This window comes from Neobacillus sp. FW104-15D2, from assembly GCF_058790155.1.
Genome location: NZ_JBYTCJ010000028.1, coordinates 22,243 through 37,456 on the forward strand (window position 1 = coordinate 22,243; position 15,214 = coordinate 37,456).

Here is a 15,214-nt window from a genome sequence, read left to right on the forward strand (position 1 = left end):
CACTAACACTCAAATCGTAAGGTGTGAAAAAATTGGGTTTTACAGGAACAGCCCCGATTACAGAAAATACCTTTTCATAAAACCAGGATTGAACGATAATGTTTTATTGGGGTTACATTTTTAAAAATTAATTTGCGATACACACTCGATATATGCAAAGTGCCTTCATTATTCATCATCTTAACCTCTATTATTATTAATTGTAATAAAACCTGTATTTTTCCTTGTGAATTATTGATGAGTATGACTGGTTATAACCCCATTATGGGATAATTTAAAACACTGTTTTTTTTTGCCAAAAGGTGTAATCCAAGGTACTGTTCTTTGTTTTGTTTATACACTAAACTGAAGCGATATTTGAAATAGGAGTGAGAAAATATGAATGAGGAACTTCAAAAGTTGTTCAATAACTTAATTCAAGTTGAACATGTATCAACGACCCTATATCTTGCCATGTCTGCATATATGGGAAGACTGAATTTAACAGGTATGTCTCATTGGCTAAGGTTACAATCAGAAGAAGAGAGAACTCATATGCTTAAACTAATTGATTTTGTTGTGGATCGGGATGGTACTGTACAACTCAATAGCCTTCCTGCTCAACCAAGTGACTTCGGTACGCCATTAGAAACTTTTCAAAAGGTATTTGCACATGAGCAATTTGTTACTAATTCCTACCGCCAAGCCTATAATTATGTAAATCAAGCAGATCCTCAAGCCGCTGTCATCATACAAGACTTCTTAAGGGAACAAATAGATGAAGAGGCACAGGCTAAAACGATTATTGACCGCCTTAGACTAGCCGAAAACAACCCTTCCGCTCTTTTATTATTAGATCAAGAGTTGGGCAACAGGAAAAATACAGTCAATGCCCCAGCAGCAGGTTAATAAAAGAAATAAAAAACATAAGTAGATTTAACAAATACAATTAAATTTTTTGTATAACAGTTAATACACCTCTTATAAAATAAATCCCACGCCGCTACAGAATATTTTTAAGAGTTTTTTGAGCATGAATAATTTAAGTTCAGGGAGTTCAAGGACGAAACTACTGTTTTGTTGATAATTAGTTAACAACAGTAGTTGAGGATTGAAGGACAAGTTTTAAAAATCACTATATGAGAAAATATTCAACAAAATGGACCGATGTGCTAATAAACGGTGCAATCCTATTCCTGATATGGGCCCAATTGCGGAAGTATTTATTTGAAGATATGCCTCCGTTCGTTATATTGATTAATTGTGCCAAATAAAAAGCAGGCTAAAGGAAATTCAACTTTAGCCTGCCTACATAAAAAATTTAAAATCTGCTCTCAGTTAAGATAATACACCGAACCCAGCTTGACCCTGTTAACCCTTTTACAAAAACTATTTTATGACGTGCAAAAGGGTTTGTTATGAATGTCGTTGGTTTATTGCGGGCTACAATTTTAATTTAAGTTGCACAACATACTCCACATGTGTGGACTGCAATTGAAAACACAAGGCCTATTGGTGATTTCACCAAAAAACCAACGAAGTTTTTGGGGTTTAACGCCCTACTCCGCTTTTACCTTGAATTGGGACACTTCTACTGTTCCACATCAACATTCGTTGACCCAAAGTTATCGAGCAATACACGCACTTCATCTGTTGACTTTGTGTTCATTAATTGATTTCTTAATCCGCTTGCTCCTGGAAATCCTTTGACATATATCTTAAAAAAGCGATGAAGAGCAGTGAACGGACGCAGCTCCAAACCTGAATATTTATCATGGAGATCCAGATGCAGCCTTAAGAGATCAAGCAATTCCTCACTGCTATGATCTTTCGGTTCTTTTTCAAAGGCAAAGGGATTATGGAAAATACCACGCCCAATCATAACCCCGTCCACACCATATTCCTCGACGAGCTTCAAGCCAGTTTGACGATCGAGAATATCTCCATTGATTGTCAAAAGGGTATCTGGTGCCACCTTGTCACGAAGCTTCTTGATTTCCGGGATCAGCTCCCAATGAGCATCTACTTTGCTCATTTCCTTTGTTGTACGCAGATGAATGGAAAGATTAGCAATGTCTTGTTTCAATATGTGTGTTAGCCAGTCGTGCCATTCGTCTACATTTGTGAAACCAAGCCTTGTCTTTACACTTACCGGCAATCCTCCTGCTTTTGCAGCTTGTATTAAATCTGCTGCAACATCCGGGCGGCGGATAAGGCCGCTTCCCTTCCCGTTCTGTGTCACATTAGGTACAGGACAGCCCATATTGATATCCAAACCCTTAAACCCAAGTTTTGCCATACCAATACTCATTTGCCGAAAGTTTTCAGGCTGGTCTCCCCAAATATGCGCCACCATGGGCTGTTCATCTTCTGTAAACGTCAAACGCCCCCGCACACTTTTGATACCCTCTGGGTGACAGTAGCTCTCACTGTTTGTAAACTCTGTAAAAAACACATCAGGTCTTGCTGCCTCGCTTACTACATGGCGAAAAACAACATCCGTCACTTCTTCCATTGGTGCGAGTATAAAAAAAGGTCGTGGTAAATCACGCCAAAAATTATCTATCATATTAAAACTCAAATCCTCTCATTATGGGATACCATGCCAACCCCTAATCCCAAAATTAAAAAGCAGAATGTCCCTGCTTCTTTTACACTTATACCATGTTTAAGCACATTTTATCAAACTGAATAAAATCCCAAGTCCCAAAAAAACAAACAGAAACCTGGTTCGGCTTCTGCTTATTTTAATCCTATTACTGAAACTGCCTCGCAAAGTGAAGAGTGTATGTGGCAACACAGGATGCTGGTGAATTTACTTTATAGCCCCCTGAAATTTTAATAAACAAAAGGAACAGTTCCTGATGCTATTATCACAAATTATTAGGATTCTACCTTTAGAAATGACTCACTCTTTAACTGGCAAACTATCTTCTCCAACTCGTTTTCAATGCCACTAAAATTTGATCGGACAAAAAAGGATGGGATTCCTGCTCCCACCCTTCAAATTCTTCCATTTCCTCTTGCATTTTCCCTCTATGTTAATCATCAGAATTTATTTTGACGTTATATTGTAGTTCCATTTTCGCTACTGCTTTAACGCGCTTGGACTGCAATTGACAACACAAGGAAATGTTGGTGGGTTTATTAACTAAGACTACTTTAAAAGAGCAATTTTAATGGATGGTTTAACAGAGCATTACTGTTATTCATCCAATTCAACCGTTTTATTAACATCTGCCGATTCGGAGTTTTGCCCTGTCATGCGTTGGTACATAAAGGCGACTTTCTTTACAAAATTACCGGTTTCCCAATATTCGGCTGCTTCTGCCTTTACCTTTATCAAGATAACACTAGAGTCATCATAGGAAGTTTGCATAATTTTTTCATAAGCTTTGCTCCACAATTCCTTTTTCTTGTTTAAATCCTCTACAATCTCCGCTCTTCCACGGACGGAAACATAAGATTTACCGGCATAAGCCACATTAACATCCTGATCATTTAAAATTTCCTCATATTTATTAGTCTCTTTTTTAGTGAAAAACCATAAGTCACCATCAAACTCTACTTCTTGTGTTTTCATAGGACGGGAAACTAGACCTTCTTCAGTTACCGTAGTCAACATGGCCGTGTCTACATCTTTGATTAACTCTCTTAATGTTTCCATTTCTTCTTGTTTCATCATGTTAGACATTCCACCACCTCATTAAAGTTTACAAAGGTATACTACCCTTTACACCAACTTTTATTCTGGCTGGCGGATCACTAAAACTACGTTGCATTTAAATGAAAATGCCTGTCACTCCCAGAATTCTATCGAAACAACACAACAAAGATGGGGGAGTAACAGGCACTATTTTATTGATTATTCTTTTGTCTATTTTAATATCAGCTGCGTTACACACTCAACATGTGTGGTTTGCGGGAACATGTCCACAGGCTGAACCTCAATTGTTTTATATCCTCCGTCTTCAAGGATACGAAGATCCCTTGCAAGGGTAGCTGGATTGCAGGATACATAAACGACTTTTTTAGGTTTCATTTCAATGATGGTCTGGAGCAATGCTTCATCGCAGCCTTTGCGTGGCGGGTCGACGACGAGGACATCAGCTGTGTTTCCTTCCTTGTACCAATTAGGAATGACAACCTCGGCTTCTCCCACTGCAAATTCGGCGTTTTCGATTCTGTTCAATTCTGCGTTTCGGCGAGCGTCTTCTATAGCCTGCGGCACGATTTCAACTCCAAATACTTGCTTCGCTTTTTGGGCCAAAAACAACGAGATGGTTCCGATTCCGCAATAAGCATCAATTACACTTTCTTCTCCACTCAGCTCTGCATATTCAAGGGCCTTTTCATAAAGTACCTTTGTTTGGTCCGGGTTTACCTGATAAAAGGAACGTGCGGAAATAGCAAAGCGGACGTTTCCTATATAGTCGTAGATTACTTCATTTCCCCAAAGGACGGTTGTTTTATCTCCCATAATAACATTGGTCCGCTTGGAGTTAACGTTATGAACGATAGATTTCACATGAGGAAGACGCTCTATAATTTGTTCCACCAGTTGATTCTTATTCGGAATATCAGGTGTTCTGGTAACCAGAACAACCATTAGCTCACCAGTTTGTTTTCCGTAACGGCCCATAATATGGCGAAGTACACCTTTATGAGACTCTTCGTGGTAAGCAGGAATACCAAGCTTGTCAGCTATATTTTTTACAGCCTGAATGGCCTCATTCACTTCACGAATCTGGATTAAGCTTTCATCTGTATCGACGATTTCATGGCTCCGCGGTTTAAAGAACCCTGCAATCAGCTTTCCATCCTTCTCTCCGACTGGAACCTGCGCCTTGTTCCGATAATGCCATGGCTCTTCCATCCCCAATATAGGATGGATCTTTACATCCTTGAGCTTCCCGATTCGGGTAAGAACCTGTTTCACCATGTTCTCCTTATACTTCAGCTGTCCTTCATAGCTGATATGCTGGATTTGACAGCCTCCGTATTTATGAGCATTTTCGCTCGAAATCTCTACGCGAAAGTGGCTTCTCTCAAGGATTTCAATTAGCTTGCCTGCCGCATAGCCCTTATTAACTTTTATAATTTTAATTTTAGCCCTTTCTCCTGGCAGTCCTCCCGGAACGAAAACCGGATAGCCATCAACCTTGGCAACACCTGCACCATCGTGGGTCAAATCCTCAAAAACAGCTTCTATATAATCATTTTTTTGAACTGGAATGGTTCTAGTCATTTTCTACTTCCTTTTCCTGATTGGATAAAAGGATTTTAACATAAAAGAAAAAACAATGCGAAAGGGGCGAAACACTCTAAAAATTAAGAAGTAATATGTCGATATACATTATAGTGTAAATACCAAAATTTATAGACAGCTGGTGAAGACTATGAAGAAGTTAAGCAGTAAAATTTCCCTTGTCATCTCGATTGCGATGATTATCATTCTGCTAGGGACAGTGGGTATCATCATTAAAAGCAATTCTGATTCTGTAGAAAGCTCTGTTGCCAATTTCAGTGTTGAAACCGCCAAAAGTATTTCAAAAAACATTGATCCTAATAAGTACGAGAAATTTTTATCAGATACCTCAAAAACGAAAACGTATTGGGAGATTCGAAACCAATTAAACCGAATCCGTAAAGAAACAGGTGCTCTCTATGTTTATACTATCGGCCTAAAAGAGGATAAATCTGTTCATATTCTTATCGACGGCCAGCCCCGAGGCTCGAAAATGGCAAGTAATATTTGGGATACAACATCTACTACAACATACGAAGATATTGTACCGACTCTAAAAGGGCAAACTTCTAACACACCGGTGGTTCAGGACAAAACGTACGGAGATTATTTAAGTGCTTTTGTTCCTATCAAAGATAAAAACAATAAGGTAATTGGTACACTGGGCATAGATATTGACGCTCGCAAAGTAGGCGCGATTACAAATCAAGTAAATTTGAAGGTTCTGCCTTTAACTGCCGGATTAATTGCACTAATGATACTGTTGACTGTTGGATTTTTAAATTGGTATTTAAAAAGAAAGCTTCAGCCCCTCTTCACAATTAGCCAGGCATCAGGTGAAATGGCAACCGGTCAGCTTTATCAGGCTTTAGAAACTGCAAATGGTATTAAGACTAAAGGTAAAGATGAAATTCCTGTATTAGTTAAATCGTTTAAAGATATGACCACCACTACCATCCGGATCGTAGAGGAGATTAAAAGATCATCTACCGAGCTTTTGGCAGCTTCTAAAGAAATAGAATTAAAAATGGAGGATATCAATTCATCCACTTCGCAGGTTGTCCAGGGAATTCAGCATGTTGCAGCCGGAACTGAAACACAAATGGAAACTAGCACTCAATCTGCGAGAACAATAGAAGAAATGGCTTTGGGTATCAACCGGATTGCAGAAGCTGCTCTTGAAGTGAATGAGTCCTCTATTCGGGTAACAGAGCAGGCTAAAGATGGATTTAATGAACTGGGGGGCATCATTTCTCTTATAGAAGGTATTAAAAATTCCGTTCACCATTCAACTGACATGGTAAGAAACCTTGGTCACCAGGCAGGAGAAATCCAGACGATTATTAATTTGATTTCAGGTATTGCTGAACAAACAAATTTACTTGCTTTAAATGCTGCTATTGAATCTGCGAGAGCGGGTGAGCATGGTAAAGGCTTTGCCGTTGTAGCACAAGAAGTAAGGAAGCTTGCGGAAGAGTCCAAGAATTCAGCAACAAGGATATCCGAACTTATAAATCATTTCCAGCAAACGATTTCTACTGCTGTTAAATCTATGAATCAAAGTGCTGAAGATGTGGAACAGGGAACTCAGTCTATCCACTTAACTGGCGAAACCTTCTCCCATGTCCTTAGTGCCGTGGAATCTGTGAGCGGAGAAATCCAGGAAGTTTCAGCCATAACTGAGGAAATGTCTGCAAGCTCAGAGGAGATTTCCTCTTCTATGGAAGAGTTTTCAAATTCCTTGCAAGTGACGGCGAGTATATCAAAGGAAGCAGCCGCAGCAACTGACAAACAGGCAGATGCTATTACGGACCTTTCCAATCTCGCAACTGCTTTGAAAACATTATCAACCAAACTCGAAGGCTCGATTGAGAAATTCAATTAATTGCCGAAAAGCATGAAGCCAGGGCTTCATGCTTTTTTAAAACAAAAAGCTGACCCATTCAGGTCAGCTTTTGATTAATCTTCGCTTTTCATTGCATCTACTTTTTCTTTTACTTCTTCGATGTTGCGCATTTTGTTTTCCCAGCAGGTTTTGCTGAGGTCAACTGGATATTCCTCCGGATTCATGGTTCGCTTGTATTCATCCCAAAGTGAATCTAAATTCGCCTTCAGGTATTCCCTTGATTCTTCAAGGCAAGGAATTTCATAGACAAGCTCGCCATTCTCGAAAATATTCTCATGCAGTTCCCTTGCAGTGAAATTCGTAACAACCTTGTTAATATAAGTATGCGTTGGGTGGAACATTCTCAGACGCTTTTCAGGAAGCACTTCGTTTTCCAGGGCGATATAGTCCCCTTCTGCATGATGATTAACATTATTGATGATCCGGTAAATTTTCTTCAAGCCCGGTGTTGTGACTTTTTCAGGATTGGAGGAAATTTTAATCGTATCCTCCATTTCTCCCTTCTCACTTTCGATCGAAACTAATTTATAGACGGCTCCAAGAGCTGCCTGGTCATAAGCAGTGATTAGTTTTGTACCGACTCCCCAGCTGTCAATTTTAGCACCCTGGGACTTAAGGTTTAAGATGGTATACTCGTCCAAATCACTTGATGCTACGATCATAGCATCCTTGTATCCGGCTGCATCTAGTATTTTGCGTGATTCCTTTGAAAGATAAGCAAGGTCTCCACTATCGAGGCGGATTCCTTTAAAGTTGATTTTATCGCCCATTTCATCGGCTACTTTAATTGCATTTACCACTCCGGAATGAAGAGTGTCATAGGTATCAACAAGGAAAACACAGTCCTTATGGCTTTCCGCATATTTTTTGAATGCCTGGTACTCATCCCTATAGGCCTGCACCATTGCATGGGCATGCGTACCGGCAACAGGAATATTGAAGAGCTTACCTGCCCTCACATTACTCGTTGCCTGAAAACCAGCAAGATAAGCTGCGCGTGTTCCCCAAATAGCTGCGTCCATTTCCTGAGCCCGGCGTGTCCCAAATTCCATTGCAACAGCGTCTCCAACAACCTGCTTAATGCGTGAGGCTTTGGTTGCAATCAATGTTTGGTAATTCACAATGTTTAGCAAAGCCGTTTCAACAAGCTGTGCCTCGGCAAGGGGAGCATCAACTCGAAGGATTGGCTCGTTTCCAAAAACAAGCTCGCCTTCCTTCATGGAGCGGATACTTCCGGTGAAGCGAAGATCCTTCAGATATTCTAAAAAATCTTCCTTGTAGCCGAGTTCATCTCTTAAATAATGAATATCATCTTCCGTAAAACGGAAATCTTTTATATATTGAATTACTCTTTCCAGGCCGGCAAACACAGCGTAGCCGTTTCCGAACGGCAGCTTGCGGAAAAAGAGTTCAAAGACTGATTTTCTATTATGGATTCCGTCTCTCCAATAGGTCTCTACCATATTGATTTGATATAAATCCGTATGTAAGGTAAAACTATCGTCCGAGTATATATGTTTCATGACTGACCTCCAGAATGCTAACCAGGTTTTTCAACATTTTAACCCATTTTAACATTAATTAGCCTATTTAACCACCGCGCCGAGCGATTGCTCGAAATGACCCAGTGCCCAGTCATGGCCAGGAAGGTTAAAAGAAGCTACTGCATCTTTATATACAACGATCTTAAAGCCCTTATTATAAGCATCTACGGCTGTATGAAGAACACAAATATCTGTACAGACTCCAACAAGGTGCACCTCGATAATTCCGCGCTCTCTCAGCTTAATTTCAAGGTCTGTTCCGGCAAATGCTGAATATCTGGTCTTATCGATGTAGTGTACATTTGGAAGATGCTTGTTAGCATCATAAAGAGGCTGCAATTCACCAAATAAATCTCGTCCGCTGGTACCTCGAATATTATGAGGCGGAAACAGTTTGGTTTCCGGATGGTATTCGTCACCTTTGTCATGGACATCAATGGCAAAAACCGTATAATCTCCATTTTTAATAAACTCTTCTGTCAGTTCCACAATCTTTTTTTCAATAGCCTGCCCTGGTTCACCGCATGTGAGCGCCCCTGCATCTGCAACAAAATCGAATGTATAATCAATGTTGATTAAAGCCCGTTTTTCCAAACTAAATCCCCCTTATCCGCAGTAAATATGTACCCTGTCTTGAATGGTGTCATTATACCATTTAATTCTCTATTTATATAAATATTTCCTTTTAAAGCATATGCGCTTTTAACAATTTCTTCCCTTCGGCAGTGTGATTGATTTCTGATCAAGGACAATTGCGGTATAGATATTATTCGCGGACCTATCATTAGATTTCAGTTCTTCCGCTATGGTTTTGGGTTTTACGTTGACCTTTTTAATTTTATCAATGTGTTTTTATCCATATTTAAGACTAAAAAGATTTTTCCTATTTAGATGAGTTTTTCGATTACCAACTATCATACAAAAAACCCGTTCTATAGCAGAACGGGCCTTGCATTTCTTTTTTTAGCTGTATCTTGTACCTGGCACCCAGTCAGTTGGCTTATCGAGCGGCCTGATATCTTCGATTGGAACAAATACCTCCAGATGGCGGTAAAGGTTTTCGAACTCAGTAGGCAGAAACCCGCCGAATTCACCGTCAAGATTAAGCTGAACAGATTCACTTGTGCTTACTTTAATTCTATTGGCTTGTGTATAGATCACATTCTCATCATTAACATGCTCGCCGCGGATTGCAAGAGTAGCAATTCGGATAAAATCAGCCAAATTAATTTTTTTCAAAATGAGTAAAGAAAAAAGTCCATCGTTGATTGATGCATCTGGCGCCAATTTTTCAAATCCGCCGATTGAGTTGGTCAGTCCCACAAGAAAAAGCATCGCTTCCCCTTCAAACAGCTTTCCATCGTACTCAATTCTGACGTTAGAAGCTTTAATGGACGGCAGCATCTCCATCCCTTTTAAATAATAGGCAAGTTGGCCAAGCATGGTCTTTAGCTTGCTCGGCACCTCGTATGTAAGCTCCGTAATTCTGCCTCCACCTGCAATATTTATAAAATATTTTTCATTAATTTTTCCTATATCCACTGGAATGGTATCACCTTTAACGATAATATCCACTGCTCCTTCAATATCCCTTGGAATTTGAAGAGCACGTGCAAAGTCATTGGTTGTTCCCATTGGAATAATCCCGATTCTTGGACGGTACTCCTGTTCTGCCAGGCCGTTAACCACTTCATGAATGGTTCCGTCCCCACCTGCTGCGATAACAATGTCATAATGGCGTTCAACCGCTATTTTTGCAGCATCAGTAGCATCACCTGCTCCGGTTGTTGCATGGCAGGATGTTTCATAACCTGCTTCTTCAAGCCTTTGCAGAACCTCAGGAAGCTTGCGCTTAAATGCCTCCCGGCCCGATGTTGGATTGTAAATAATTCTTGCTCTTTTCACATTTCATCATCCTATTATCGATATATTATTCATTGGATGCCTGGTCAATTGCATATTCTTCCAATTATTATCTTATCTCATAGGGAGACTTCCTGCAATGCTCCACAAGACATAAAATATATTATTCCCTTTTAAAAACCCGTTTACTATCATACTCTTTTTTTGCAAAAAAGGAAAATCCGCCGGCTGAAAATTCCGGCGGAAGACTTTCTTAATCGTTTAGCTTAAGCTTATTCTTTTCCTGGTGAATTCAGATGAAGTGGCGGCGGTACTAGCCAGCCCTTTTCTTTATTAAGCCTTAGAAATTTCGCTCCAAGCATGGCTTTTGCCGTATGGAATTGGCCGAACATTATTGCCACATCTTCTCTAACGGATTGACCAATGATCGTACTGCAGCCTACAAGGCCAGCGGCAATATCCATAGATACTCCGGCACTAATTTCAGGATCCAAGATTCTTGCACCTGCAGGAATACTCTCCAGGTCTGCCGCCGGGCGATCTGGCGGAGTTGGCGGAAGGCCGACGCCATTTTCTTTCAAAAGCTGCTCTGTCTGGCTGATTTCATGACTAAGTCCGCCAATTGCTTCCTCAATCAATTTTTTCAAATCACCATCACCAGCATGATTAAGAACAGTTTGGTATCCAGCTCTGCACATTTTGGATGTAGACAGATAGCTCCAAATCCCAAAGACCTCACCGTAATGAAGGGGTTCATTTTTTGGATTTCCACTTAAAATTCCCATGCTTACACTCCTCAAACTATATTCAAACGCAGCTCCTTAAAAGGACCACAGTTTATAGTTTGCGGGCATTTTCCAAAAGATATGCATTGTCTAGAGTGTATTCAGTATGTCTTTTGTTGTTGTTACTTTTGCAAATTCGCCGTTTAGGATAGCAAGCTCTGTGTCGTGAATCGTTTGTGGGTCAAACCGGATACCATTCGGCCCTTTAAGTTCAAAAGCAGCTGTAGCATCTGCAACTAAATAAACCTCGTATCCATAATTCCCTGCCATCCTGGTACTGGTAGAAACACAATGGGGAGTTGTAAGACCGACTATAACCAGTGACTGTATTCCTCTTGCATCCAAATACTCCTTCAGGTTAGTGCCAATAAACGCACTGTTGACTGACTTTTGAAAGACCGGCTCGCCATCAATAGGGATAAACCCTTCTTTAAAGCTGTGTCCGGGCCCATTTTTATAAAAAAGAGATTCCGGATTTTCAGAGGTATGCTGAACATGTAAAACAGGCCAGCCTTTGTTCCGCCAATTTTTCAAAAGCTTTATGGCATTCTGTTCAGCTCTAGGATTATTCCTTTCTCCCCACCAGGGATTTAAAAAAGCGTTTTGAATATCTATTAATAAAAGGCCTCTTTTCATTATCTTCTTCCTCCTATTGAACAAAAATCATAAAGGTCAAGGCTTACAATGATCTTATGGAATCCATCGAACAAATTAATCAGTGCCAACAGTTTGATAATCTGAGTTTCGGTAAAGTGCATTCCCAGCCAGGCGGTTTCTTCATCCGTTATCCCTTTAGGATCCCAACGGTATTTTGTTATAAAGGAGAACATCTTCTGATCGAAAGCTGATAATCCAGAGTAATTACCGCGATTTACAGCATCCTTTATTAGCTCGTTCCATGTAGAATCCCCTGTATAGGAAAGGCTCATGCAGGTTTGGCAGCCATTGATATTAGCAAGCAGAAGGCGAACTTTTTCCTTCACCTCTTTTGGCAGGTCAACCTCTTCCCATAAAAAATGATAAAGCCTGTCATAAAGGTCTTTTATTTCTGGTACAAGCGAAAGTGCAGTATCAAAGTTGGACATTCCTTTTTCCGGTAAAAAAATTCTTGGCATTTCATCCCATCCTTTCCCTTTTATAGTATAATGCTGGTAAAAGAAATGGTATTTCACGTGAAACAATTTTTCAGAAAATACTTTTAAAATAAAACGATAAATATGGCGGTGACCTTCCAAATGATTTTAGATGCTACCGATAAAAGGATTCTTGCTGAACTTTCGGCCAACAGCCGCCAGTCGATGCGGGAGCTGGCCAAAAAAGTTAATCTCTCCGCGCCTTCCGTTACAGAGCGGGTCCGAAAGATGGAAAGCGAAGGGGTTATAAACGGGTACACCATTTCAATTGATTATGGAAAGATGGGCTATGGGGTAGATTGCTTTATGGAGGTAACGCTGAGACAGGGAGAGTATGAAAAGTTCCGCCGGGTTATTGCCGAAAATCCAAATGCCGAATTTTGCTACCGTATAGCAGGTCGGGCATGCTATATCGTTAAATTAAGGGTTAAAGCCCTGCAGGATCTTGAGATTTTTATTAATCAGATTACCGGATATGCAGAAACAGTCACTCATATTGCTCTCTCAAAGGTTGAAATTAACAAAAGCTTATTAGATGAAAGTTAAGAAAAGCGCAAGCGCCCGTTCAGCGAAGCTACTACCTGAGTAAACTTCCTGTAACGGCTTCTCTGAATAGCCGACTTGCAGGTTTGCGACGAGCTGAACATAAGCCTCTTTGAAAAAGCTGTGGTGCAGGAGCACTTGAGTTCGATGTTGACTTATCGTAGGGAGAAGCGGGATGGACACTTGCTGCACCAAGTATCACCTACGGTCATACTTGATGCAAGATATTCAAAGATGCTTTTCAAGGTTGAAAACTCGCTGGACGCTGGAGCTAGACAATTTAAAACGGAAAACTTTACTTTCCTATCCATTAAAATAGGGCCACGGAGGCCCCTCTCTTAATCTTTCATTTGGAGAACACAAATATTGCAATCATGGGCGATAATATGAAGGTCCGTTTCTCCCCACTTATTCCCTAGAGCTTCCTTAAGTGCTTCCAGAACCTGCTCTCGCTTCCGTTCAGGTAAATCAGCCAAATAGGAAAGCGAAGCTACTCTTTCCACCCATTCAGAATTTGAAAACTCTACTTCATACTTCAGCCTGTAAAAATCGCTTGTCTCCAAGCCGCTTTGGCGCCATTCCTCAAACCACTCAACAGGCACTCCATTAATCCGCTGTCTCGATTCAGCCTTAGACCCTGCCGGTTTAATCTCTTTAATAAATTCCCTCATAACTCCAAACGTTTTTTCCACCACAGGATGACCCATTAAAAACCCAGAGTCTATTACAATAAGAATACCTTCTGGCTTAAGAAGCCTTTTCACTTCCTTAATGGTATTCCCGCGGTCAAACCAATGCCAGGCACGCATAACCGTAACAATATCATAGACTCCTGATTCAAGTCCTGACTCTTCAGCACTTCCCTTTTTAAAAATGATTTCGCTGTTTTCTTTCTTTGCCAGTTCAAGCAGCTTTTCAGAAGGTTCCACTCCGGTTACAATCGCACCGCTCTGAGCCAGTTTCCTTGTTAGGACCCCTGTGCCACAGCCAATGTCCGCTGCTTTTTTCCCCTCTAATTCAATTCCCCGGACATTAAGACTGCTTATCAGGTTATCCGGTAAATCATTTCTTGACTTTGCATAGCTTTTTGCAACCTCACCAAAGTTTGTCATTTATTTCGCTCCTCTCTTTAGCTTTCGTAAACTTTGTTGTTAATAAAAGTAAAAACAGACTCGCTATCCGCGGGCAATCAAGCTACTGACTGTCAATAACTTCTTGGTAAACATCTGTGTAAAGCCACTTGGAGCTTTGCGACGAGCTGAAGGTTGGCTACTTCAAATATTCTGTGGCGCAGGAGCACGCATCCTCAGTCGCTAACGACCTGCAGTGTCTCCGCCTGGCTTACTTTTCCCGCAAGGCATCGAAAAGGCATCCCGAGTTGTCACCGCACAAAGGAAGTGCAAAAGCATTTTCGAGAACTCGCCTATTTTTGCTCACAGTTTCTTCAAATTGCATTCTCTTATAAAAGAGCCTTTTAAAAAAGCATATTGTCCTATTACAAATGAATATATTTATTCTTGTCAGAGCTTGTTTTAGAAAGTAGGGATAATAATGATGTTCCTGGGATTATTGCTTACAGCCTATTTGATTGGAAGTTTCCCGACGGGTCTTCTTGTTGGAAAAATAGCTTTTGATGTAGATATTCGTGAACTGGGGAGCCAAAACCCTGGTGCAACCAACTCGCTTCGGGTTCTCGGAAAAACAGCTGCGATAGTGGTACTGATTTTTGACGTTGGAAAAGGGATACTTGCCGCAAGCCTGCCCGCTCTTTTTCACCTCGGATATGAGCCCCTATATTTTGGGATGGCATCGGTGGTTGGCCACTGCTTTCCGATTTTTGCCGGCTTCCGTGGAGGAAAGGCAATTGCAACAACGGCAGGCACTCTTATTTTCACCAGCCTTCCGCTGTTTTCTGCTGCTTATCTTGCCTTCTTTGCAGTCCTCTTTTTAACAAAGTATGTTTTTCTGGGATCTATTTCAGTAGGGTTTTCCCTGCTGGCTTATTCCCTTTGGTCGCAAAATTTAGGGTTTGAAATACTATTCCTCCTTTTTTCCTTGTTACTTCTTTATTTACACCGATCCAATATTCGTAATCTCATTCTTGGCATTGAACCGAAAATTAATGATAAAAAGTTAAAAAAGGATAGAATTCCGCCTAAAAACTTGTAGAGATATTAAGACCCCGCTGGATTCACATTCCACGGGGTCTTTTT

The 15,214-nt window shown here is 40.6% G+C and carries 14 protein-coding genes; 4 read left to right on the forward strand and 10 right to left on the reverse strand.

Annotated elements, in window-relative coordinates; translation table 11 throughout:
* Positions 1-378 precede the first annotated feature (378 nt).
* Positions 379-888 (forward strand): ferritin, encoded by a 510-nt coding sequence (locus AC3WR0_RS19435; protein WP_492553862.1) that lies wholly within the window; start codon positions 379-381, stop codon positions 886-888.
* 682 nt (positions 889-1,570) lie between these two features.
* Here the strand turns inward: AC3WR0_RS19435 and AC3WR0_RS19440 are convergent.
* The 3 genes from AC3WR0_RS19440 to rlmD form a co-directional block, all read right to left on the reverse strand.
* Positions 1,571-2,548: a tRNA dihydrouridine synthase gene (locus AC3WR0_RS19440; protein ID WP_492553863.1), complete on the reverse strand. Its 978-nt coding sequence runs from the start codon at positions 2,546-2,548 to the stop codon at positions 1,571-1,573.
* Between the two features lie 636 nt (positions 2,549-3,184).
* Complete coding sequence (locus tag AC3WR0_RS19445) at positions 3,185-3,673, reverse strand: pyridoxamine 5'-phosphate oxidase family protein (RefSeq protein WP_492553864.1); 489 nt, start codon at positions 3,671-3,673, stop codon at positions 3,185-3,187.
* 183 nt (positions 3,674-3,856) lie between these two features.
* Positions 3,857-5,227, reverse strand: a complete 1,371-nt coding sequence (rlmD, locus tag AC3WR0_RS19450) for a 23S rRNA (uracil(1939)-C(5))-methyltransferase RlmD (protein ID WP_492553865.1) — start codon at positions 5,225-5,227, stop codon at positions 3,857-3,859.
* A 151-nt stretch (positions 5,228-5,378) separates the two neighbouring features.
* Here rlmD and AC3WR0_RS19455 point away from each other — a divergent pair, with 151 nt between their 5' ends.
* Positions 5,379-7,112 carry a methyl-accepting chemotaxis protein gene (locus AC3WR0_RS19455; protein WP_492553866.1) on the forward strand — a complete coding sequence of 578 codons (1,734 nt, stop codon included), beginning with the start codon at positions 5,379-5,381 and terminating at the stop codon, positions 7,110-7,112.
* A 74-nt stretch (positions 7,113-7,186) separates the two neighbouring features.
* Here the strand turns inward: AC3WR0_RS19455 and AC3WR0_RS19460 are convergent, their stop codons facing one another.
* From AC3WR0_RS19460 to AC3WR0_RS19485, 6 genes are all read right to left on the reverse strand, one after another.
* The gene (locus tag AC3WR0_RS19460) at positions 7,187-8,656 is read right to left on the reverse strand and encodes a nicotinate phosphoribosyltransferase (RefSeq protein WP_492553867.1); all 1,470 of its coding nucleotides are present in this window, start codon (positions 8,654-8,656) and stop codon (positions 7,187-7,189) included.
* Between the two features lie 63 nt (positions 8,657-8,719).
* Positions 8,720-9,271: a cysteine hydrolase family protein gene (locus tag AC3WR0_RS19465; RefSeq protein WP_492553868.1), complete on the reverse strand. Its 552-nt coding sequence runs from the start codon at positions 9,269-9,271 to the stop codon at positions 8,720-8,722.
* Positions 9,272-9,640: 369 nt separating this feature from the next.
* Complete coding sequence (locus AC3WR0_RS19470; protein ID WP_492553869.1) at positions 9,641-10,582, reverse strand: diacylglycerol kinase; 942 nt, start codon at positions 10,580-10,582, stop codon at positions 9,641-9,643.
* 230 nt (positions 10,583-10,812) lie between these two features.
* Positions 10,813-11,325, reverse strand: a complete 513-nt coding sequence (locus tag AC3WR0_RS19475; RefSeq protein ID WP_492553870.1) for a DUF3231 family protein — start codon at positions 11,323-11,325, stop codon at positions 10,813-10,815.
* 90 nt (positions 11,326-11,415) lie between these two features.
* The gene (locus AC3WR0_RS19480; protein ID WP_492553871.1) at positions 11,416-11,961 is read right to left on the reverse strand and encodes a cysteine hydrolase family protein; all 546 of its coding nucleotides are present in this window, start codon (positions 11,959-11,961) and stop codon (positions 11,416-11,418) included.
* Complete coding sequence (locus AC3WR0_RS19485) at positions 11,961-12,440, reverse strand: carboxymuconolactone decarboxylase family protein (RefSeq protein ID WP_492553872.1); 480 nt, start codon at positions 12,438-12,440, stop codon at positions 11,961-11,963. The genes AC3WR0_RS19480 and AC3WR0_RS19485 overlap by 1 nt, the downstream gene beginning before the upstream one ends.
* A gap of 120 nt (positions 12,441-12,560) precedes the next feature.
* Between AC3WR0_RS19485 and AC3WR0_RS19490 the strand changes: the two genes are divergently transcribed.
* Entirely contained in the window at positions 12,561-13,004 is a 444-nt protein-coding gene (locus tag AC3WR0_RS19490; RefSeq protein ID WP_492553873.1) for an Lrp/AsnC family transcriptional regulator, read from the forward strand.
* A 335-nt stretch (positions 13,005-13,339) separates the two neighbouring features.
* Here AC3WR0_RS19490 and AC3WR0_RS19495 read toward each other — a convergent pair whose 3' ends face one another.
* Positions 13,340-14,113, reverse strand: a complete 774-nt coding sequence (locus AC3WR0_RS19495) for a class I SAM-dependent methyltransferase (protein WP_492553874.1) — start codon at positions 14,111-14,113, stop codon at positions 13,340-13,342.
* Between the two features lie 439 nt (positions 14,114-14,552).
* Here AC3WR0_RS19495 and plsY point away from each other — a divergent pair, with 439 nt between their 5' ends.
* Complete coding sequence (gene plsY, locus AC3WR0_RS19500) at positions 14,553-15,170, forward strand: glycerol-3-phosphate 1-O-acyltransferase PlsY (RefSeq protein WP_492553875.1); 618 nt, start codon at positions 14,553-14,555, stop codon at positions 15,168-15,170.
* Positions 15,171-15,214: the final 44 nt, after the last annotated feature.

Coding starts and splice junctions, on each gene's coding strand:
- AC3WR0_RS19435 (WP_492553862.1), top strand. CDS start 379: ATGAATGAGGAACTTCAAAAGTTGTTCAATAACTTAATTCAAGTTGAA.
- AC3WR0_RS19440 (WP_492553863.1), bottom strand. CDS start 2,548: ATGATAGATAATTTTTGGCGTGATTTACCACGACCTTTTTTTATACTC.
- AC3WR0_RS19445 (WP_492553864.1), bottom strand. CDS start 3,673: ATGTCTAACATGATGAAACAAGAAGAAATGGAAACATTAAGAGAGTTA.
- rlmD (WP_492553865.1), bottom strand. CDS start 5,227: ATGACTAGAACCATTCCAGTTCAAAAAAATGATTATATAGAAGCTGTT.
- AC3WR0_RS19455 (WP_492553866.1), top strand. CDS start 5,379: ATGAAGAAGTTAAGCAGTAAAATTTCCCTTGTCATCTCGATTGCGATG.
- AC3WR0_RS19460 (WP_492553867.1), bottom strand. CDS start 8,656: ATGAAACATATATACTCGGACGATAGTTTTACCTTACATACGGATTTA.
- AC3WR0_RS19475 (WP_492553870.1), bottom strand. CDS start 11,325: ATGGGAATTTTAAGTGGAAATCCAAAAAATGAACCCCTTCATTACGGT.
- AC3WR0_RS19480 (WP_492553871.1), bottom strand. CDS start 11,961: ATGAAAAGAGGCCTTTTATTAATAGATATTCAAAACGCTTTTTTAAAT.
- AC3WR0_RS19485 (WP_492553872.1), bottom strand. CDS start 12,440: ATGCCAAGAATTTTTTTACCGGAAAAAGGAATGTCCAACTTTGATACT.
- AC3WR0_RS19490 (WP_492553873.1), top strand. CDS start 12,561: ATGATTTTAGATGCTACCGATAAAAGGATTCTTGCTGAACTTTCGGCC.
- AC3WR0_RS19495 (WP_492553874.1), bottom strand. CDS start 14,113: ATGACAAACTTTGGTGAGGTTGCAAAAAGCTATGCAAAGTCAAGAAAT.
- plsY (WP_492553875.1), top strand. CDS start 14,553: ATGATGTTCCTGGGATTATTGCTTACAGCCTATTTGATTGGAAGTTTC.